12 protein-coding genes are annotated in these 22,008 nt (G+C 67.2%); 2 read left to right on the top strand and 10 right to left on the bottom strand.

Annotation, left to right across the window (positions count from 1 at the left end; all coding sequences use genetic code 11):
- Positions 1 to 151: 151 nt before the first annotated feature.
- The 9 genes from SB816_RS09540 to clpS form a co-directional block, all read right to left on the bottom strand.
- On the bottom strand, positions 152 to 1,297 hold the full coding sequence (locus SB816_RS09540) for a branched-chain amino acid ABC transporter substrate-binding protein (protein ID WP_049073109.1): 1,146 nt from the start codon (positions 1,295 to 1,297) through the stop codon (positions 152 to 154).
- Positions 1,298 to 1,484: 187 nt separating this feature from the next.
- Positions 1,485 to 5,306, bottom strand: a complete 3,822-nt coding sequence (putA, locus tag SB816_RS09535; RefSeq protein ID WP_064524671.1) for a trifunctional transcriptional regulator/proline dehydrogenase/L-glutamate gamma-semialdehyde dehydrogenase — start codon at positions 5,304 to 5,306, stop codon at positions 1,485 to 1,487.
- Between the two features lie 167 nt (positions 5,307 to 5,473).
- Positions 5,474 to 6,166, bottom strand: a complete 693-nt coding sequence (locus SB816_RS09530; RefSeq protein WP_410546844.1) for a membrane integrity-associated transporter subunit PqiC — start codon at positions 6,164 to 6,166, stop codon at positions 5,474 to 5,476.
- A gap of 4 nt (positions 6,167 to 6,170) precedes the next feature.
- Positions 6,171 to 7,835 carry an intermembrane transport protein PqiB gene (locus tag SB816_RS09525; protein ID WP_064524673.1) on the bottom strand — a complete coding sequence of 555 codons (1,665 nt, stop codon included), beginning with the start codon at positions 7,833 to 7,835 and terminating at the stop codon, positions 6,171 to 6,173.
- Positions 7,836 to 7,901: 66 nt separating this feature from the next.
- Positions 7,902 to 9,221 carry a PqiA/YebS family transporter subunit gene (locus tag SB816_RS09520; protein ID WP_175188713.1) on the bottom strand — a complete coding sequence of 440 codons (1,320 nt, stop codon included), beginning with the start codon at positions 9,219 to 9,221 and terminating at the stop codon, positions 7,902 to 7,904.
- A 4-nt stretch (positions 9,222 to 9,225) separates the two neighbouring features.
- On the bottom strand, positions 9,226 to 11,535 hold the full coding sequence (gene clpA / locus SB816_RS09515; protein ID WP_024069529.1) for an ATP-dependent Clp protease ATP-binding subunit ClpA: 2,310 nt from the start codon (positions 11,533 to 11,535) through the stop codon (positions 9,226 to 9,228).
- A 55-nt stretch (positions 11,536 to 11,590) separates the two neighbouring features.
- Positions 11,591 to 13,813 carry a penicillin-binding protein 1C gene (gene pbpC / locus SB816_RS09510; protein ID WP_144654872.1) on the bottom strand — a complete coding sequence of 741 codons (2,223 nt, stop codon included), beginning with the start codon at positions 13,811 to 13,813 and terminating at the stop codon, positions 11,591 to 11,593.
- Positions 13,810 to 18,957, bottom strand: coding sequence for an alpha-2-macroglobulin family protein (locus SB816_RS09505; protein ID WP_410547121.1), 5,148 nt, complete (start codon positions 18,955 to 18,957; stop codon positions 13,810 to 13,812). Before SB816_RS09505 ends, pbpC begins: the two co-directional genes overlap by 4 nt.
- 230 nt (positions 18,958 to 19,187) lie before the next feature.
- A complete protein-coding gene (clpS, locus tag SB816_RS09500; RefSeq protein WP_025135841.1) occupies positions 19,188 to 19,502 on the bottom strand; it encodes an ATP-dependent Clp protease adapter ClpS in 315 nt (104 codons plus the stop codon).
- Positions 19,503 to 19,728: 226 nt separating this feature from the next.
- On the opposite strand from clpS, the gene SB816_RS09495 reads away from it, so the two are divergent.
- Positions 19,729 to 19,974, top strand: a complete 246-nt coding sequence (locus SB816_RS09495) for a cold-shock protein (protein ID WP_006220277.1) — start codon at positions 19,729 to 19,731, stop codon at positions 19,972 to 19,974.
- 101 nt (positions 19,975 to 20,075) lie between these two features.
- Positions 20,076 to 20,594 carry a DUF192 domain-containing protein gene (locus tag SB816_RS09490; RefSeq protein ID WP_231132925.1) on the top strand — a complete coding sequence of 173 codons (519 nt, stop codon included), beginning with the start codon at positions 20,076 to 20,078 and terminating at the stop codon, positions 20,592 to 20,594.
- Between the two features lie 115 nt (positions 20,595 to 20,709).
- On the opposite strand, the gene pcaF is transcribed toward SB816_RS09490, so the two are convergent.
- Positions 20,710 to 21,915 carry a 3-oxoadipyl-CoA thiolase gene (gene pcaF / locus SB816_RS09485; RefSeq protein ID WP_054502079.1) on the bottom strand — a complete coding sequence of 402 codons (1,206 nt, stop codon included), beginning with the start codon at positions 21,913 to 21,915 and terminating at the stop codon, positions 20,710 to 20,712.
- Between the last annotated feature and the right edge of the window lie 93 nt (positions 21,916 to 22,008).

Raw genomic sequence — 22,008 nt, 5'->3', positions numbered from 1 at the left:
AAATAAGCCTGGAAAAATCGCGCGAGGATCGGATGCGGCGCGGCCCCGGGGGCCGCCTTCGCGCAAATCGCCGCCGCGCCGGGCGGCGCGCGCGGGGTCAATCAAGATAGCCAGGCGCGGCGGCGCCGCGTCCTGGCCGGGTCAGGCAGCCTTAGTTGGCCTGACTGACCATCGTTTCAACCATCTCCCACTTGCCATTCTTGACTTCGTAGATGGTGACGGAGATTTCCTTCAGGTCGCCGTTCTTGTCGTAGGCGATGTGCTCGCTGGTGGCGCCCTTGCGGTTCAGCTTGGCCAGTTCCGGCAGGTACTTCTCGGGCTTGGCCGAGCCGGCCGCTTCGATCGCCGCGATCATGTTCCAGGCGCCGTCATAGGCGTAGGGCGCGTAGACGCCGGGGGCCTTCTTGAAGCGCTCTTGGTAGCGCTTTTCGAAGTCCTTGCCCGCGGCCATCTTGTCCAGCGGCACGCCCGCCAGCGAGGCGAAGGTGCCGTCGGCGGCGTCGCCGGCCAGCTTGATGAAGGTGTCGCTGCGGGTCATTTCGCCCGAAACCAGCGGCGACTTCAGGCCCAACGTGGCCAACTGGCGCTTCATCGGGCCGGACTGCGCGTCCAGGCCGCCGTAGAAGATGGCGTCGGGCGCCGAGCCCTTGATGTTGGTCAGGATGGCCGTGAAGTCGTTGGCCTTGTCGGTCGTGTACTCGCGGCGCACCACCTGGCCGCCGGCGGCCTTGACGGCCTTCTCGACCTCGTCGGCCAGGCCCTGGCCGTAGGCGGTGCGGTCATCGATGATGGCGACCTTCTTGGCCTTCAGGCTCTGCACCATGAACTTGCCGACCGCGGCGCCCTGCTGGGTGTCGCTGGTCATCATGCGGAAGGTGGTTTCGTAGCCCTGCTTGGTGTACTCGGGCGACGTGGCCATGGCGATCTGCGGCAGGCCGGCTTCGTGGTAGACGCGCGAGGCGGGGATCGTGGTGCCCGAATTGAAGTGGCCCAGGATGCCGACCACGTTCTCGTCGACCAGTTGCTGCGCCACCTGCACGCCGACGCGCGGATCGGCCTGGTCATCGCGCGACACCAGCACGAACTTGGCGGGCTGGCCGTCGACCTTGATGCCCTTCTTGTTGGCTTCTTCCAGGGCCAGGTTCAGGCCGTTTTGCATGTCCTCGCCGTAGTGCGACTGGGGACCGGTCAGGGGCGCGGCAAAGCCGAACTTGACGTCGGCGGCCTGCGCGGCGGCGGCCATGCCGACGGCGGCGATGCTGGCGGCGACAAGCTTCAAAGTGGTGCGAAACTTCATGGGAATCCTCCGGTATGTCGGATGTGGCTTTGTTATACCTGGGCTTTTGGGCCAGGTGATCTATTTGAGTGCGATTGCCGGGTTGCCACAATCGAACTTCAGGTGCGACCGGATTTTGCTTCCAGTGCAACCTCGCTAGATATTGGAGATAACCCTTGGTTTCCCAAGGGTTACCCCTCGGTCACGTTCAACCGATGGTCATGAGGCTGGCGTTGCCGCCGGCCGCCGCCGTATTGACGCTGATGGAACGCTCCGTCAGCAGGCGCTCGGGCACATACGAGGCGCCGGCCGCCAGGGCATCCGAGGTCAATCCATGCACCGCCAGGATGGCGCCGGGGCGTTGCGCGATGCGCTGGTTCAGCGTGCGCAGCGTGTCGCCATCGCCTTCGAACAGCACCGCATGGTAATCGGCGTGGTCGACCTCGGCATCGGCCAGAATGCCCGCCTGCCCCTGCTGCTCGGCGTCCAATCCCGCCAGCAGCGCCTGCGCCGCCGGCGTATCGGCGAACCACGCGTGATTGCCGGTCAGACGCGCCGCCGCCCATTGGGCACGCGCGCCGGCCTCCGTGGCCGCCACACAATAGACCGCGCCGCGCGGCTCGACCATATAAGTGTTGGTCTCGCCAGTGGGACCCGGCAATGCAATGCGCTGCGGCAACGGCGCGGCCGCGTCCAGCGCCGGCGGCAACCCCTCGGGGCGCGTGCCCAGCAGGCGGTACATATATAGCGGGCCGCCAGCCTTGGGACCGGTGCCCGACAGGCACTCGCCGCCGAACGGCTGCACGCCGACCACCGCGCCGACGATGTTGCGGTTGACGTAGACGTTGCCGGCGTGGACCTGGCCGGTCACGTGGGCGATGGTCTCGTCGATGCGGGTATGCACGCCGAAGGTCAGGCCATAGCCGGTGCCGTTGATGGCGTCCAGCAGCCCGTCCAGCTCGTCGCGGGCGTAGCGCACCACGTGCAGCACCGGACCGAACACCTCGCGCGTCAGTTCGCTGATGTGGTCGATCTCGATGATGGTGGGCGCCACGAACGTGCCGTGGCGGCATTCGCCATTCAGTTCGACCTGGTCCACGCGGTGGCCGGCCGTGCGCATCGCATCGATGTGGCGCTGGATATTGTTGCGCGCCTCCGTATCGATGACCGGGCCGACGTCGACCGACAGGCGGTCGGGATTGCCCACGCTGAGCTCGCGCATGGCGCCGCGCAGCATGGTCAGGACGTGATCGGCATTGTCTTCCTGCACGCACAGCACGCGCAGCGCGGAACAGCGCTGGCCGGCCGAATCGAATGCGGAGCTGAGCACATCGAACACCACCTGCTCGGCCAGCGCCGACGAGTCGACCACCATGGCGTTCTGGCCGCCGGTCTCGGCGATCAGCGGGATGGTGTGGCCGTCGTCGTCCAGGCGGTCGGCCAGCGTGCGCGCGATGATGCGCGCCACGTCGGTCGAGCCGGTGAACATCACGCCGCGCACGCCGGGGCTGGCCACCAGTTGCGCGCCCACGGTTTCGCCGCGGCCCGGCAGCAGTTGCACGGCGCCCGGCGGCACGCCGGCGGCGCGCAGGATCGCCACCGCCTGCGCCGCGATCAGCGGCGTCTGCTCGGCGGGCTTGGCCAGCACGGTATTGCCGGCCGCCAGCGCGGCCGCGACCTGGCCGGTGAAAATGGCCAGCGGGAAATTCCAGGGGCTGATGCACAGCACCGTCCCGAGCGGACGATGGGTGTCGTTGCTGAATTCGCGGTCGGCCTGGTCGGCGTAGTAGCGCAGGAAGTCCACCGCTTCGCGCACCTCGGCGATGGCGTTGGGCAGCGACTTGCCGGCCTCGCGCACGATCAGGCCCAGCAGGGTCTGCATCTGCTCTTCCAGCATTTGCGCGGCGCGGCGCAGGCATTGCGCGCGCTCGGCCACCGGGGTCGACTGCCAGATGGGCGCGGCATTGGCGGCGGCGCGCAGGGCGGCCTCGGCTTCCTCGCCATTGGCTTCGATGACGTGGCCAACCACGTCGTGCAGGTTGGCGGGGTTGCGCACCTCGATGGCCCGCGCCGCGTCCCAGGCGCCATCGCCCTCGCCCAGCATGGGCGCGGCGCGCCAGGGCGTGGCGGCGCTGGTCAGCAGCGCGGCCGAGAGCGAGCCCAGGCGGTGTTCGTTGCTCAGATCCAGGCCGGCGGAGTTGGCGCGCGCGCCCTGCTGCGGATTGCCGTAGAGTTCGCGCGGCAGCGGGATCTTCTCGTGCGGCGCGCCCAGCGGCACGATGCGCGAGGCGGCCTCGACCGGATCGGCCACCAGCGTCTCGACCGGAATGCTCTCGTCGCCGATCAGGTTGACGAACGAGGTGTTGGCGCCGTTTTCCAGCAGGCGGCGCACCAGGTAGGCCAGCAGCGTTTCGTGCGTGCCGACCGGCGCGTAGATGCGGCAGGGGCGGTTCAGCTTGCCCTGCGCCAGCGGTCCGACCACTTCGTCGTACAGCGGCTCGCCCATGCCATGCAGGCACTGGAATTCATACTGGCCGGGGTAGTAGTTCTGGCCGGCCAGTTGGTAGATCGCCGACAGCGTGTAGGCGTTGTGGGTGGCGAACTGCGGATACACGGCTTCCGGCGCGCCCAGCAGCTTGCGGGCGCAGGCCAGGTAGGCCACGTCGGTGTAGACCTTGCGGGTGTAGACCGGATAGCCCTCCAGGCCGTCGACCTGGGCGCGCTTGATCTCGCTGTCCCAGTAGGCGCCCTTGACCAGGCGCACCATCACGCGATGACGGCTGCGGCGGGCCAGGTCAATGACGTAGTCGATCACGAACGGCGCGCGCTTCTGGTAGGCCTGGATGACGAAGCCGATGCCGTTCCAGCCCTCCAGCTCGGGCGTGAAGCACAGCGCCTCCAGCAGATCCAGCGAGATCTCCAGGCGGTCGGCTTCCTCCGCATCGATGTTCAGGCCGATGTCGTAGCTGCGCGCCAGGATGGTCAGCGCCTTCACGCGCGGCAGCAGCTCGGCCATGACGCGTTCGCGCTGGGCGCGCGAATAGCGCGGATGCAGCGCCGACAGCTTGATGGAGATGCCGGGGCCTTCGTAGATGCCGCGGCCGGCGGCGGCCTTGCCGATGGCGTGGATGGCCTGTTCGTACGAGGCGTAATAGCGGTCGGCGTCCTCGGCCGTGGTGGCCGCTTCGCCCAGCATGTCGTATGAATAGCGGAAGCCGCGGCTTTCCATCTTGCGGTTGTTGGCCAGCGCTTCGGAAATGGTCTGGCCCGACACGAACTGCTCGCCCATCATGCGCATGGCGATGTTCACGCCCTTGCGCACCAGCGGTTCGCCGCCCTTGCCGATCAGGCGCGTCAGCGCCTTGGACAGCGACTGCTCGCTGCTCACGGCCACCAGCTTGCCGGTGATCATCAGGCCCCAGGTGGCGGCATTGACGAACAGCGACTGCGAGCCGCCCATGTGCGACTTCCAGTCGCCGCGCGCGACCTTGTCGCGGATCAGCGCGTCGCGCGTGGCGCGGTCGGGAATGCGCAGCAGCGCCTCGGCCAGGCACATCAGCGCCACGCCCTCCTGGCTCGACAGCGAGAATTCCTGGATCAGGCCTTCGACCCCGCCGCCGGTGCGCTTGCCGCGCAGCTTCTTGACCAGGTCAGTGGCCATCGCATGCACTTTTTCCAGGTTCGGCATGCGCGCCTGGCCCAGCAGCAGCGGCACGCATTCCGGCTCGGGGCGGCGGTAGGCGGCGGTAATGGCAGCGCGCAGCACCGATTGCGGTTGCACGTCCTGGCCGAATTCGTAGAACGGCGGCGTGGCGGCGGCCTGGTGTTCGCCGCCCTCGTCATCGCCTCCCTCTTCCCCGCCCAGATGGGACATCTCGGCGGGCAGGTGGCCGCGCTCGATCTTGTCCAGGTAGGCAAGGATCGCCTGCTTGTGCAGCCAGTGTGGCGTGCAGTTGAGTTTGTGCGCGGCGGCCTTCAGGCGATCGCGTAGCGCGTCATCGACCTTGACGCCGAGGGTGGTGCTGGCCATAAGAGATTGCTTCCTGTCGCATGGCAAAGGTCACACCGGACCCGCAAGGGGGCCCGGCATCGGTAGGACCGTATGCTAGTCAGGTTGCAACCGGGTTTGTATTAAGGTTAACCCTAGGGTTAACCGATTGAGATCGCGGCGGGTTTTGGCGCCCTGCCCGTCCCTTTTTAAGGCTTGTCGGCATCGGGCAGCGGCGAGCAGCCCAGCATCCGCACCGCGCCGCCGCTGTCGGGCGTCTGCCCGCGGATGGCGGACGCCATGACGCCCGCCAGCGCCGCCACCGCGCGCTGCTGCGCGGCGACCAGCGCGGGGATGCCGGCCTCCGACACGGTTTCGGTGACAACGCTGCGGCACAGCAGGCCGTTGCCCTTGAGATTGACCGGCCGCACCCGCCAGGTGGCGTCCAGTTGCGCCATGCTGCCGGACACTAGGTCAAACCGCTGCACGTCGGTCTGCACCCGCCAGACCGGCGCGGTGGGCGCGGGCTTGACCACCTGCACGTCCAGCGCGCCCAGGTCGTGCTTGAGCGCGTCGGACAGCGCACCGCGAATCTCGTCCCCCAAGGGCGAACTCCAGCGCTCGGAATACATCGCCGCCACGCTGCCGTCGCCGGTGCGGACCATCAATTGAGGCTGATCGGCCTGGGCCGCCACATTGACGCCCTGCACTTCCAGCAGGAACGGCGCGGCGGCGCGCGGCACGGCCGGGGGCTGGGGCGCCGGCCCTTGCAGCGTGTAGTAGTGCACGGGCGGCGACGAGGCGCAGGCGGCCAGCAGCAGCGGCAGCGCCAACAGCGTCAGGCCGCGCGCAAACGGGCCGGGGCGGGAGGTCGGGAAGGGACGGAAATCGAGTCGGGTCATGGGTTCAGTTCCTGACGGGGCCGGCGCCCGGAATCGGGTCCTGGCCGCGGCCGCGCAACAGCGCTTCGGGGTTGGACTGCAGGAAGTCCGCCAACGCGCGCAGCGAGCGGGCGGCGCGGCTCAGTTCCTGCATGGCCTTCTCGGCATTGACCGGCAACGACGAATCCGACGCCACCAGCGCGTTGAGGCTGGCCATGGACTCGCGCGCCTGCTTGAGCACGCCTTGCGCCTCGGGCGCCACCTGCTTGTCCAGGCGGTTCATCAGCTTGGACGTGCTGGCCAGCGTGGTGCGCAGGTCCTCGCCGATCTTGTCGAACGGAATCTTGTCGATCTTGGCGACGATATTGCTGACCTGCTGCTGCAACTGATCGAGCTGGCCCGGCACGGTCGGGATCATCGCCGGCGTGGTCATCTTGAATTCCACCGGCTTGACGTTGGGGAACTCGTCCAGCACCACGTACAACTGGCCGGTCAACAGGTTGGCGGTGCGCAACTGGGCGCGCAGGCCGTGCTTGATCATGATGCCCAGCAGGCGTCCGCCGGCCTCGTCGCCGTCCTTGATGGCGTGCTCGCGCACTTCGTCGTACACGCGGCCCAGGCGTTCCGGATACAGCGTCGCATCCACCAGCGCGAAGAAGCGCTTGCTGACGGGATCGAAGTCCATGTTGATCTGCGTGACGTTGCCCAGCGTGATGCCCGAGAAGTCGATCGCCGCGCCCACCGCCAGGCCGCGGATCGACTGATCGAAGCGCATGCGGATCGGGAAGGCTTCGCCGTCGGGGTTGGCCTTGGCGGCCGCCTCGGTGGCGTATAGCTCGAAGTGCGAATCGGCCGCCGCCGGGGTGTTGGCGTCACGCGCGCTGTAGACCGGCTCGAACGCCACGCCGCCCACGGCCATCGACACCAGCGATTGGGTCCGCACCTTCAGGCCCTCGGCGTTGACGCTGAAATCCACGCCGCTGGCGTTCCAGAAGCGGGTGCCGTTGGTCACGAACTTGTCGTTGGGCGCGTCGACGAATACCTCGACGTTGACGGCATTGCCGGTCTTGTCCAGTGCGTAACCGATCACGCGGCCGACGTTGATGCGGCGGAAATACACCGGCGACCCGATATCCAGCGACCCCAGGTCCGCGGCCTTCAGCTTGAAGCGCTTGCCGGCGCGGTCGTGCGTCACGGCCGGCGGCGTCTCCAGGCCGACGAAATGCAGTTTGGTCGCCTTCTTGGACGAGTCCTTGCCCTCGACCGCGTCCACGCCGATGTAGGCGCCGGACAACAAGGTGCCCAGGCCGGACACGCCGCTGACGTCCAGGCGCGGGCGCACCACCCAGAAGTTGGTGCCCTCGCGCGCCAGGTCGGCGACTTCCCTGGACAGCTCGGCCTGCACCACCACCTTGCTGCGATCAGCGTTGAAACCGATCGACTTGACGGTGCCGACGTTCACGTCCTTGTAGCGCAACTGGGTCTTGCCGACCTCCAGCCCCTCGGCCGTATTGAACTCGATCGACAGATCAGGGCCGGCCTGCATCCAGGTCCGCACCACCAGCGACAGGCCCATCAACGCCGCAACGACCGGCACGAGCCAGATCCATGAAATCCGGCTCTTGCGCTTGCGCGAGATCGTGGGCGACGCATACTTCTCTTCACCAGATCCAGGTGCTTGGTCGGACATTGGTATTTCCTTTTCTTCTTTGAACGGCGCGCGGGGAGGTTTCCGTCCACCGCGATCATGCCGGCATCAGCCCGCTTGCGCGCCGGCTGCGGACGCCCCGCGCCCGCCACCGGCCGGCGCGGCTTCGTCCAACTCACTCACATCCTCGAGGTCCCAACTGCGGCGCAGGTCGAAACTCATGGCGGCCAGCATGGTCAGGATGACGACCACGCCGAACGCAGCGGCCCCCGCGCCGGCACTGATTTCCATCAGGCCCTGGAAATCGGCCAGGGCTGCCAGCAGGATCACGACAAAGACATCCAGCATCGACCATTGGCCGATGAACTCGACCATCTGGTACAGGCGGGTGCGCGGACGCAGGTTGGTGGTGCTGCGCCATTGCTCGGTCAGCAGCAGCAGGATCAGCGCCAGCAACTTGGTCAAGGGCACCGCCACACTGGCGATGAAGACGATCAGCGCGATGTCCCAGGAGCCCATGTTCCACAGTTCCACGACGCCGCCCAGGATGGTGTGGGCGCTGTCGCCCAGCACCGAACTGACCTTCATCACCGGCAAGACATTGGCGGGAATATAGAACACCATCGCAGCCAGCAACAGCGCCCAGGTGCGGGCCAGGTGGTCGGGCTTGCGGTAGTGCACCACCGCGTGACAGCGCACGCAGTGGTGCTCCGCTTCGGGGTCGTCGGCGCGCGGCACCGCCTGAACCTGGCCACACACATGACAGCCCGTCAGCACCGCGTCGGGCCCTGCCTCGGGCACATGCACGGGCACCACGCCGCCGGATTCGGCGTAGCGCCACAACACATGCGGGGTCAGCCGGCCCAGCATGGTCAGGAAAATGGTCAGGACGCCAAAGGCGAACAGGCCGACGCCGGGCGCCACCGCGGCCATGCCCGCCAGCTTCACCACGGCGACCAGCACCCCCAGCAGGAAAACCGGCACCATGCACCACGGCCGCAGAAGACCCAACAGGCGCATCGCGCCGCGAAATTCCGCCGGCTCGACGCCGCGCGACAGGGGCCCCAGCACCCACAGCAGCACGATCAACTGGAACAGCGGCAGCACGAAACCCGCCAGCCCGGTCATGACCGCCACCACGTAATGTCCCTGGCGCCAGGTGATGTCGATGGCATCCAGCAGCGAAGCCTGCTGCACCATGCCCTGCACCGACATCGACGCGACCGGATAGGCGTTGGCCACGCCGAAGACGATCAGCGCGGCGATCGCGAGCGCCAGCCAATTGGACAAAGTAAGCCCGCTGTAGCGCCATAGAATGGTGCCGCAGCGGGCGCAATTGGCGGTCTCGCCAGGTTCGAGCGGATGTCGGCGATAGATGCTTGCGCAGTGCTCGCACTCGATCAGCGGCTGGCTCTCCGCGCTACTCATGGGCCTATTCGACGAGCTCGACTTCCTGCTTGTCGGGCGCGGCCGACGGCGGCTTGCCGTGGTCGTCGAAGTCCAGCGTGACCTTGCCGGCCTCGTCCAGGTCCACGGTGACGGTGCCGCCATCGACGAGCTTGCCGAACAGCAGCTCGTCGGCCAGCGCGCGCCGGATGGTGTCCTGGATCAGGCGCTGCATCGGCCGCGCGCCCATCAGCGGGTCGAAGCCTTCCTTGGCCAGGTGCTCGCGCAGGGCCGTGGTGAACACGGCTTCGACGCGGCGCTCGTGCAGTTGGTCTTCGAGCTGCATCAGGAACTTGTCGACCACGCGCAGGATGATCTCGCGGTCCAGCGGCGCGAACGGGATGATCGCATCCAGCCGGTTGCGGAACTCGGGCGTGAACATGCGGCGGATTTCCGCCATTTCGTCGCCCACCACGCGCGAATTGGCGAAGCCGATGGACGGACGGTTCAAGGTCTCGGCGCCCGCGTTGGTCGTCATGATGAGGATGACGTTGCGGAAGTCCGCCTTGCGGCCGTTGTTGTCCGTCAGCGTGCCATGGTCCATGACCTGCAGCAGGATGTTGAAGACGTCCGGATGGGCCTTTTCGATTTCATCGAGCAGCAGCACGCAATGCGGCTGCTTGGTGATGGCCTCGGTCAAGAGACCGCCCTGGTCGAAACCGACGTATCCCGGCGGCGCGCCGATCAGGCGCGAGACGGCGTGGCGTTCCATGTACTCGGACATGTCGAAGCGCAGCAGCTCCACGCCCAGCGTGAACGCCAACTGGCGCGCGACTTCGGTCTTGCCGACGCCGGTGGGGCCGGAGAACAGGAAGGCGCCGATCGGCTTTTCCGGCTTGCCCAGGCCCGAGCGCGCCATCTTGATGGCGGCCGACAACGCCTCGATGGCGTTGTCCTGGCCGAACACCACGGTCTTGAGGTCGCGGTCGAGCGTGGCAAGCTTGCTGCGGTCGTCGTTGGAGACGGACTGCGGCGGAATGCGCGCGATCTTGGAAACGATGTTCTCGATGTCGACCTTGCCGATCACCTTCTTCTGGCGCGAACGCGGCAGCAGACGCTGGGCGGCGCCGGCCTCGTCGATCACGTCGATGGCCTTGTCCGGCAGATGGCGGTCGTTGATGAAACGCGCCGACAGCTCGGCGGCGGCCGACAGCGCCGCGGCCGAGTAGCGCACGTTGTGGTGTTCCTCGAAGCGGCTCTTCAGGCCGCGCAGGATCTGCACGGTCTGCTCGACGCTGGGCTCGGCCACGTCGATCTTCTGGAAGCGGCGCGACAGCGCGTGGTCTTTCTCGAAGACCCCGCGGTATTCCGTATACGTGGTGGCGCCGATGCACTTGAGCTGACCCGAGGACAGGGCCGGCTTGAGCAGGTTGGACGCGTCCAGCGTGCCGCCCGAAGCCGACCCGGCGCCGATCAGCGTGTGGATTTCGTCGATGAACAGGATCGCGTCGGGATTGCCGCGGATCTGCTTGAGCACGCCCTTCAGGCGTTGCTCGAAATCGCCGCGGTACTTGGTGCCCGCCAGCAGCGCGCCCATGTCCAGCGCGAACACTTGGGCCGCCTGCAGGATCTCGGGGACCTCGCCGCGCGTGATGCGCCAGGCCAGGCCCTCGGCGATCGCGGTCTTGCCCACGCCTGCCTCGCCGACCAGCAGCGGGTTGTTCTTGCGGCGGCGGCACAACACCTGGATCACGCGTTCGACTTCGTGCTCGCGCCCGATCAGCGGATCGATGCGGCCGGCCAACGCCGCGGCGTTCAGGTCGGTCGCATACTGGTCCAGCGGCGACTGGCGCGATTCGCCCTGTTCTTCACCATTGGTTTGCTGCTCTTTCTGCACGGCGGCGGACTCCACCTGTGGCTGTTTGGTAATGCCATGCGACAGGAAATTCACCACGTCCAGCCGCGTGACGCCCTGCTGTTGCAGGTAGTACACGGCGTGCGAATCCTTTTCGCCGAAAATGGCCACGAGCACGTTCGCGCCGGTGACCGGCTTCTTGCCGGTGCCGCCCGCGGACACGTGCATGATCGCGCGCTGGATGACGCGCTGGAAACCCAGCGTGGGCTGGGTGTCGACTTCCGCGCCGCTGGGGATCACCGGCGTGTTTTCCGAAACGAACTGACGCAGGTTGCGGCGCAGGTCATCCAGGTTGGCGGCGCAGGCGCGCAACACTTCAACGGCCGAAGCGTTATCGAGCAGCGCGAGCAACAGGTGCTCGACGGTAATAAATTCGTGCCGGGCCGAACGGGCCTCGACAAAAGCCATATGCAGGCTGACTTCAAGCTCTTGGGAAATCACGCTTCCTCCGTAACGCATCGAAGCGGGCAAATACACGATTCATATTCTATGCCGATCAGGGCGTAACGCCAGCGATTTCAAAAACCACGCTGTCATGACGGCCTTGCGCGTCCATGACGGTAAGCGTATACCGTCCGTCCCGCGTCAGCACCAGATTAAACGGACGACCCGACGCGGCATGACCCACCACGCGACCATCGAGCATCCACCAAACTTCGCCTTCGGCGCCCTGCACATCCACATCCACCGCCACCTGCGCACTGCCAGGCACCGGCCGCAACACCGATCCGGTGGCCACGCCCCCCAGGCGCAACGGCCCCTGCGTGGCATCGGCATAGCCGGCGAACGACGGCGGCACCGTGTCGTTCAAGGCCCACGCCGCGCGCTGCTCGGGGCATTCCCCCGACGGCACGCTGCCGAGCCGGTAACCCAGCGGCCAACACGTCACGACCGCCTGCACCGAGGCAGGCCGCACGCGCACGTGCTGGGCGCCTTCCGGCAACGCCGCCACGATATCCTGCAGTAGCGGCGCCGCCACATTCGCCCCGAAAAACCCGGGATTCGGCGTGCCGTCGGGACGGCCCACCCATACCCCGATCGTCCAACTGTCGGTCACCCCGACGGCCCAGGCGTCCCGGAATCCGAAACTCGTCCCGGTTTTCCAGGCCAGTTGCTTCGCCGGGCTGCCCGATTGGTAAAACGGCCGGTCCGGGTGGCCGCCGCCCTCCAGGATGTCGCGGACAATCCAGGCCGCGCCAGCACTCATCATACGGGACTCGACCCGCGGTTGCTCCGGCCGCAGGCGCGGACGCCCGGAGATGCCGCCACGGGCCAGGGCCCGATAAGCGCCCACCAGTTCTTCCAATGTGGTGCCGCCCCCGCCCAAAATCAAGCTCAGATTGGGCTCGGCGCCGGCCGGCAAACGTAACCAGACCCCGCCCGTCAGCATAACCGAGGCGAAACGGGTGGGCCCGACGCGGTCCAGCAGGTCCACGGCCGGCACGTTGAGCGAGCGTTGCAGCGCCTGCGCCACACTGACCGGCCCCGAGAACGACGCCTGGAAATTGCCCGGCGCGTAGCCGCCGAACGACAACGGCGCGTCGATCAGCAGGCTTTCCGAGTGGATCAGGCCGTCGTCCAGCGCCTGCGCATACAGGAATGGCTTGAGGGTCGAGCCGGGCGAACGCACGCCGCGCACCATATCCACGTGGGCGTATCGGGAATCATCGGAAAAGTCGGCCGAGCCGGCGTAGGCCTTGACTTCAAGCGTGTCGTTGTCCATCACCAGCACCGCCATCGAGACCTTGGGCGGCAGGTTGTCGACCCGATCCAGCAGCATGCGCTCGACCGCGGCCTGCATGTCCGCATCCAGGGTCGAGGTCAGCAGCGGCGGGCGGGCGCCGGGGCGGCGCGAACCGGCTGCGGGACGGCCGGCCTCCTGTAACAGCCGCTGGGCAGCCAACGGCGCCAGCCAGCGGGCGCGCAACGGCGGCGCCACCACCTGCTCGATCTTGGCGTCGGCCACCTCGGCCGGGGTCCAGCGGCCCAGTTCCACCATGCGGTCCAGCACCTTGTCGCGCGCGGTCTGCGCGGCCTGGGGATGGCGGTCCGGCCGCAGCCGCGACGGGGCCTGCGGCAAGGCGGTCAGCATGGCGGCCTCGGCCGGGCTGAGATCGCGCGCCGGCTTGCCCAGCCACAGGCGCGAGCCCATTTCGACGCCTTCGACGATGCCGCCCATGGGCGCGTGGGTCAGGTACAGCGACAGGATCTCGTCCTTGCTGTAGTGCATTTCCAACTGCACCGCGCGCCACGCCTGGCGCAGCTTGGCGCTCATCGAGCGCGACGGCTTGCCGGCCAGTTGCGGGTCGATCAGGCGCGCCACCTGCATCGTCAGGGTCGAACCGCCCGAGACGATGCGGCGGTTGGTGGCCCATTGCCAGCCGGCGCGCGCCAGCGACACCGGATTGACGCCGGGGTGCCAGTAGAACCAGCGGTCCTCGTAGGTCAGCAGCGTATCGAGGTAGTGCGGCGAGACCTGGTCAGGCTTGACCGGGTAGCGCCAGATGCCGTCGCGGCTGGGATAGTTGCGCAGCGGCGTGCCGTCCGCGGCGACCACCACGGCCGCGCCGCCGGAATCGATGGGAGGCAGGGGATAGAGGCGGTCGAACACGAATAACAACGCGGCCAGCGCGAGTAGCACGCTGGCCGCGAAGAGTCCGCGCCGCCGCCAGCGGCGGGCGCGCGAGGCGCCCGCCGGCGGGGTGGCGGCGGTGTTCAAGGACGCTGCTTGGCGCTGCGATCGCGGATTTCGACCGTGCTCCATTGCTCGCCTACGCCACGGATCTCGGGCCGGTACATGTCTTCGGCCACGGTCGACGGCACCGCATAGCGGCCCGGCGTCACGACCCGCACCAGGTAGAACACGTCCACCTTGCCGCGACCCAGCGAGACCGCCGCAACATACCGGTCATCGCGGAACTCGCGGTGCTTGATGTTGGGGTCGGCCATCGCGTCGGCCACGCGGCGCCCGCCGATGCTCCAGTCCTGCATCTCGGGGCTTTGCGACAGGTTCAGGTTCTCGACCTCGAAGCCGGCGGGCACGCGGTCCACCAGCAGGCCATCCGGGATGTTCTGGTTGGCGCTGGCCTGGACCCACACCACCAGCATGTCGCCGGTCTGCAGCGTGCCGCCATCCCACGGCTTGCCGTCGGGACGGTACCAGCCGCGCTTGAGCTGAATCACGTCGTTGCGCGGCGCCGGCACCGTGGTCGGGCTGCCCTGGATGTCGTACTCGATGAAGAGCGACTGGCTGCCGGTGTTGAGCAACTGCGTGCCGGCCAGCTCGGCCGCGCTCAGCGACACGGTGCGGTCGGACCTGCCGCCTTCCAGCTCCTTGCGCACGCCATTGACCGTCAGCGCGGCCTGCCACGGCGTCGATTTGTCGCCGCCCGCGGCGCGCGCGGCCAGCAGCAGGGCCATCTGTTCCTGGGTCGACAGGTACGAACGGTTGCCCAGGCGCGCGGCCAGTTGCGTCATCAGGTTCTCGACGCGGTCATGGCGCAGCTCGTACTGGTTGGCCAGCGCATACGCCAGCGCGTAGTCGCGCACGGCGCTGCCGTAATCGCCGAGCCAGTCATCGTAGTAGCTGTTGGCGCGGCGGGTGATGCCGTACTCGCGCGTCATGGCCAGATCGAGCGCGCTCTTCATGCGCCCTTCGTCGCCCATCAGCTTGAACGCGGCGGCCAACTGGATCAGGGGCAGCGGCGAACGCGCGCGGTCCTGGTAGTTGTCGAACAACTGGCGCACCGTCGACAGCGGCGCCTTCTTGTCGCGCGCCAGCGCCAGGGCGGCCGTAGCCAGGCCGGCAAACCGGCGGTGGTCTTCGCGCAGCACGCTCTGGCCGCCGCTGTCCAGGCGACCGGACTCGAAGTCGCGCTTCAGACTGGTCGACCAGGTGCCGAACGAGCCACTGCTCTGCTGCACCTGTTCCAACAGCCATTGGCGCGAACGATCCAGCGAGGCCTCGGGAATGGTGAAGCCCTTGTCGCGCGCGTCCTGCAGGAAGCCCACGGCGTAGGCCGTCAGCCACACGTCGCGCGAGGACGAGCTGCTCCACAGGTTGTAGGAGCCCACGGCGTTGCGCATGCCCGACAGGCGGCCGATGGCGCCCGCGACCTTGGCTTCACGCTCGGCCTGGGTGCGCGGCTTGAGGCCGAACTGCTTGGCCGCTTCCTCGTCGATCAGGACCCACGGCAGCGTCGCGCTGATGGTCTGCTCGGTGCAGCCGTAGGGGTAGTTGAGCAGCCCTTCGACCACGCGGTTGACGTTGATCGGCGGACGGTTCGAGACCGTCATGCTGACCGTGGTCGAGTCGGGGTAGTACGACGCCACCCACGATGCCTGCGGCGTGTTGGACTCGCCCGGGTTCAGGCGCAGGCGGCGCACCTGGCGCTCGGCCGCGTAGGCCGGCTGCACCTGCAGCACCGATTCACGCACGATGTGGATCGGCTTGGCGCCGCCCTGCCCGTCCACGGTCAGGCGCATCAGGCCCAGGCCGTAGGAGCCCGTGGTGGTGGCGGTAAAGCGCAGCGTGGTGCGTTGCTTGTCCTTGAGGGTCACGGTGCGGGTGCCGTCGACGATGCCGACCGGATCCAGCGCTTCCAGCTTGACCGTCACCTTCTGGTCGGCGCCGCTCAGGTTGGTCACGTCCAGCGCGATGGCTGCCTGGTCGCCCGGGGTGATGAAGCGCGGCGTGTTCAGCTCGGCCACGATCGGCGCCGCCACCACCATTTCGGTGTCGGTGCTGCCGTAGTTGTCCGCGGTGAACGCGACGGCCATCAGACGCAGCGTGCCGTTGAAGTCGGGCAGATTCAGCGGGATGTCGGCCTCGCCCTTGTCGTTGAGCTTGACCGGTCCCGAGAACAAATCGACCAGCTTGACCTTCTTGGGCAGGCTCTTGCTGTCGCCGCGCATGGCGGCGTCGCCGCCCCATTTCAGCTTGCCCTTGGTGCCGTCCATCTTCTCGATCAGCTTGCCGTACATGTCCAGCAGTTCGGCCGCGTAGCGATGCTTGCCGAAGAAAAAGTCGAGCGGATCGGGCGTGCGGTACTGGTTGATGTTGAGGATGCCGACGTCGACCGCCGACAGCGTCACCACGGCCTGCTTGCCCTGGGCGCCATCGACCTTCACGCGGACCGTGGTCTTGGTTTCGGGTTCGGTCTTGGCCGCGGCCGTCAGCTTGACGTCGAGCTTGCGGTCGGCGCTGGCGATCGGCAGGAAGGTCAGGCCCAGCGCGCGCGCGGGGGTCACGCGGTCACCCTCGCTGCCGGGACGGAACACCGCCGCGGCCACGTACAGGTCATGACGCTTCCAGCTCTTGTCGATCGGGATTTCCACTTGCGTGCCAGTCGCCTTCACGGCCACCCAGGTCGACCACAGCATGCGGTCGCCCTCGACGGTGATCAGGGCCTGGCCGTCGTGCGGCGGCGTCAGGGTCAGCTTGACGCTGTCGCCCGGCTTGGCCGGCACGCCTTCCAGCTTCATCTGCACGCGGTCGGGGCGGTTGCCCATGGCGTCGGCGTCCTGGGCGTCCCAGCCCGCATAGAAGCGGTAGCGCAGGGTTTCGCCGGTCTCCGGATCGGCGATTTCCAGGCGGTAACGGCCCCATTTGACGGGCACGGTGAACTGGCTGCGGTCCTTCAGCGCGATCTCGCGCGAATCGAGCAGTTCCTCGGTTTCGGTGTAGCCGCTGTTCCAGCCGCGCTGGTCGTCAAAGCGCCAGTAGTACTGGCGTTCCTCACGATACAGGCGCATCTGGGCCTGCGCCAGCGGCGCGATCTTGCCCTGGGCGTCCACGCGCAGCACTTCGAACGAGGCCGGCGCGCCTTCGCGCGCGACGTCGCTGTCGAACTGCGGACGCACGGCGATCAGCTTGTCGGCGGGCCAGACGCTGCGCTCGATCGAGCGCACCACCGGGCGGCCGCCCGATTCCAGCAGGCTGGCCGAGACCCGCACCTTCATCGGCGAATGGGTGCCTTCGGTGCGCGGTTCGATTTCCAGTTGCGCGGCGCCGGTCGAATCCAGCGCGGCCTCCGGCAGTTCCTCGAAATGGCGGCGCGAATCGTCGTCCACGTCGCCGAAGATGAACCCGGGCCATTGCTGCGGCAGCGCATAGCGGTCGCGCTTGACCTGGAAGCTGGACAGCAGGCGGTTGCCGGCGGCGGGCGCGCCATACAGATAGTCGCCCTGCACGTCGACGGTCAGGGTGTCGTTCGGCGCCAACACATCCTGGTCGGACGTGAGCGCCATCTTCATGCGTTCGGGCAGGAATTCCTCGACCTGGAACTTCCAGGAAGCATCCGGCGCGCGCGACGCGGGGTCGACGCGCAGTTCCAGCATCCAGGCGCCGGTCTGGGCATCGGGCGGCAGGTCGATGGCGCGCTCGACATAACCCTGCAGGTCCTTGGCGGGCTGCCACAGGTTGGTCGAGACCACGCGGCCGTCAGGGCGCTTGAGCGTGGCGGTCAGCGGCGCGGGCGGCATGACGCGGCCGTCGAGGTCGCGCGGCAGCACGGACACATGGAAGGTCTCGCCGGGGCGGTACAGGTTGCGGCCGGCATAGACAAACAGGCTGTTGGGGCGGGAAATATGGCCGCCGGTATCGAATTCGGACAGGTCCAGCGCGGGCTCGGCCAGCGCCAGCACGGTCATTTCCTTGTCACGCGAGGCCCGGATCACGCGGGCGTTGGTGAAGCTGCCGTCAAAGCGCACGTGGCCCTGGCCATCGGCCTGGGCCTTGGCCAGCGTCTTGCCGGCGCCATCCACCAGTTCGAACAGCGCGCCCGAGATCGCCTGACCGCTCTTGAGCGACACCGAGTAGGCCTCGATGCGGTCGCTGTAGCGGCGCGCGTGCAGGCCGATGTCGCTGACATAGAAGTAGGTGACCTGGTATTCGTAGCGGAAACGGCCGGGCTGGCTCATCACCGCGACGTAGATGCCGGGTTCCTGCAGTTCCTTGATGCCTTCGACCGGCAGGAAGGTGACGTGACGGCGGTTCGGCTTGTCGTCCGTCAGGAAGCGGCCCTGGTAGACACTGGTCGTCAGGGTGTTCAGGCGGTCCAGGTCCCAGTTGCTGACCGAACCCTTCAGGCTGCGGTTGCCCGAGTAGCGCCAGCCGTCTTCGTCGTCGTAGCCGCCGGATTCATCATCGTCCGACGCGGAGGTGTTGCGGCCGATGCCCAGCACCGACTCGAACAGTTCCGGCACGCGCTCGGGCGCGACACGCAGGAATTGCACGTCGACCTCGGGCATGTTGACCGTCGCCACCGGCAGGCCGCCGTTCTGGCCGGCCGGCAGCACCACGCCGCGGCTGGCGAAATAGAACGAAGGCGGCATGGCATCGGTCACCACGTCGCAATGCGAGGCGCCGGCCAGGGCGACCTTGTCGCCAGCGCCCGGCAGGCCCGCGCGCACCGCGACGGAATACGTGCGTTGCGGCTGGACGAAGGGGAAATACACCATGCGCGGATTGGAGCCGACCACCCAGTTGCCCTGGACGATCTTGCCCTTGGGCGCGGCGTCGCCAGGCTGGACGGAGCTCGGCTGCTGGCCGTTGGCGCTGCGCTCGGTGTCCTGGTCGGGTTTGCCCGAGGCGGCGCCGGTGTCGGTGACCTGCAGGAACTTGGTCAGATCGGCCTTGGCTTCGACCGGCTGGGTGAAAGTGACCGCCAGCGCGAGCGAGTCGTTGTACTGGCGCGGCTGGCAATTGAGGACCGCGAACGCGTCAGCGGTGCCGACCGTGGCCGTGGCCGGCAAGGCCTCCGGCTTGGCGGCGCCACCCGTCGCGGCGGGCGCGGTCGTGGCTGCCGCCGGCGTAACCGTCTGCGGCGTCGCCGGCGCGGACGGTTGGCCGCCCTTGCCCATCCACCAACCCACGCCGATGGCGCCGGCCACCACGATCGCGCCGGCTACCGCCAGCCAGGTCTTGCTGTTCTTTCCACTCACGGCAAACCTCCCCGCCTACTCGAATGCGATGCTCCTTTGCGGCGGAGCTGCCGACCTGATAGTGCCGCGCGCTTCTCGGTGCGCGGTTCCTGCTTTGCAACCCTGTACAGCAGAACGCCGCCTGTGGTGGCGGCGCTGTTCTTGCGAGTTCAGACCGGTTCCATCACGCACTGCAATGGATGCTGGCGCGCCCGCGCATACTGGGCCACCTGGGCAATCCGGGTGGCGGCCAGGTCGCGCGGGTAGACGCCGCAAACCCCACGGCCTTCGTGATGCACCTGAAGCATGATGCGCGTGGCTTCTTCGTGGTTCTTGTTGAAGAACTTCTGCAGCACCTTCACGACAAACTCCATCGGGGTGTAGTCGTCATTCAACAACAGCACCTGGTACATCGGAGGCGGCGCGACGCGCGCCGGCGCCTTCTCGACGGCCAAATCATGCTGGGTATCCAAGGTAGAACTCATAGGGCGGCTATTCTATTTAATCAGGGGACGGCTTGCATGTAACTTACGCAAAATTACACGTAGAAATGCGTAGTTTCCATACTTGACTCCGCAAAGAAAAGCGGCGCATTATCCACGCATTCTGGGGTTTTCAATTCACCGAAAACCTGCCAGGAGGCCGGAGGGGGGACAGGGGTCTAGGCCGCGATGCCCTTCTGTCAACATACGATTCAATGAGGCAGTCCGCATGTCTGATACGACCGCAACCGCCGTCCAAGGGGACAATCCCAAATCGACGGGTACCGTCAAATGGTTCAACGATGCAAAGGGTTTCGGCTTCATTACGCCCGACGACGGCGGTGAAGATCTGTTCGCCCACTTCTCGTCCATCCAGATGAATGGTTTTAAAACCCTGAAAGAAGGCCAGAAAGTGGCTTTCGAGATTATCCAGGGGCCCAAAGGCAAACAGGCGCTCAATATCACCGCTGCCTGAGTTACTCTTTACAGCGCAACGGTAAGGTTGCGCCATTATCAGGCGGGGCTTTCGGGCCCCGCCTTGTTATTTTCTTATTACTGCGATTACCGCGTTTGGTCATGCTGAAGAATGCTGCTTTGTTTCATGTTGGTGGTGCGTTGCTCAAAACAGCGTTCATTAAATCGGCAGCGCGCGCGGCGGTAGCCGCGCTGCTCGGCGCCGCCACCCTGGCGTTGCCCCTGGCGGCCGGGGCCCAGACGGCGACCGGCCCGCAACCGACGCTGCCGATCGCGCAACTGGCCGCCGGCATCCATATTATCCGCGCAGAAGTCGCCAACACGGAAGCCAGCCGCCGCGACGGCCTCATGTTCCGCAAGGAACTGGCCGGCAATGACGGCATGCTCTTCGTCTTCGAGCAGCCCGACGTGCAGTGCTTCTGGATGCGCAACACCCTGCTGCCGCTGTCGATCGCTTTTATCGCCGACGACGGCACGATCGTCAACATCGAAGACATGGCGCCCCAGACCGACGACACCCACTGCTCCAAGAAACCGGTGCGCTACGCACTCGAAATGGCGCAGGGTTGGTACGAAAGCCACGGCATGAAGGCCGGCAGGAAGATCGACGGACTGCCCTGAGCCAGCCGCGGTCCTGCGCACGCAACAAGGGAGCCCATGGGCTCCCTTTTCGTTTGGCCGTGCCGCCACCGCGCGGCGGCGGGCCCGGCCCCGGTCGCCCGGGGCCGTAGCGGAATCAGACACGCTCGATGATCAAGGCGATGCCCTGGCCCACGCCGATGCACATGGTGCACAGCGCATAGCGGCCGCCGGTGCGGTGCAACTGATTGATCGCGGTGGTGGCAAGACGCGCGCCGCTGGCGCCCAGCGGGTGGCCCAGGGCAATGGCGCCGCCGTTGGGGTTGACGCGCGGGTCGTTGTCGGCGATGCCAAGCTGGCGCAACACGGCCAGGCCCTGGGCGGCGAAGGCTTCATTCAGCTCGATCACATCCATCTGGTCCAGCGTCAGGCCGGTCTGGGCCAGCACCTTGCGGGTGGCGGGCGCCGGGCCGATGCCCATGATGCGCGGCGCGACACCGGCGGTGGCCATGCCGACCACGCGGGCGCGCGGCGTCAGGCCGTGGCGCGCGGCGCCTTTTTCGTCGGCCAGCAGCAGCGCGGCGGCGCCGTCGTTGACGCCCGAAGCATTGCCGGCGGTCACGGTGCCGCCTTCGCGGACCACACCCTTGAGCTTGGCCAGCGCCTCGAGGCTGGTCTCGCGCGGATGCTCGTCCTTGGACACGACGATAGGATCGCCCTTCTTCTGCGCGATCGAGACCGGCACGATCTCGGCGTCGAAGAACCCTTCCTTCTGGGCGCGGGCGGTCTTCTGCTGGCTGGCCAGCGCGAACAGGTCCTGGTCTTCGCGGTTGATCTTGAAATCGTCGGCGACGTTTTCGGCGGTTTCCGGCATCGAGTCGACGCCGTACTGGGCCTTCATCAACTTGTTGATGAAGCGCCAGCCGATGGTGGTGTCATAGATCGCGGCGTTGCGCGAGAAGGCGCTATCGGCCTTGCCCATGACGAACGGCGCGCGGCTCATGCTTTCGACGCCGCCGGCCAGCATCAGGCCGGCTTCGCCGGCGCGGATGGCGCGCGCGGCGCTGCCGATGGCGTCCAGGCCCGAACCGCACAGACGGTTGACCGTGGCGCCGGGAACTTCGACCGGCAGGCCGGCCAGCAACGTGGCCATGCGGGCGACGTTGCGGTTGTCTTCGCCGGCCTGGTTGGCGCAGCCCAGGATGGCATCGTCGATTTCTTCCCAGCGCACGCCAGGATTGCGCGCCACCAGCGCCTTGATGGCTACGGCCGCGAGGTCGTCGGGACGCACCGGGGCCAGTGCGCCGCCGTAGCGGCCGAAGGGGGTGCGAATCGCGTCACAGATATAGGCATGCACGGTCATGAGATGCTCGGATTGAAGTGGAGGAATCGAATGCGCACGATCTTAACGCAGCGGTTTCGCGCCAAGATGGTGCATCCCGAGGATGTCCGCAGA

The sequence above is a fragment of the Achromobacter sp. SIMBA_011 genome, from assembly GCF_046535435.1.
Classification (GTDB): domain Bacteria; phylum Pseudomonadota; class Gammaproteobacteria; order Burkholderiales; family Burkholderiaceae_B; genus Achromobacter; species Achromobacter dolens.
The sequence above is the reverse complement of the archived record's forward strand: the minus strand, read 5'-3'. Positions and strand labels throughout refer to the sequence as shown.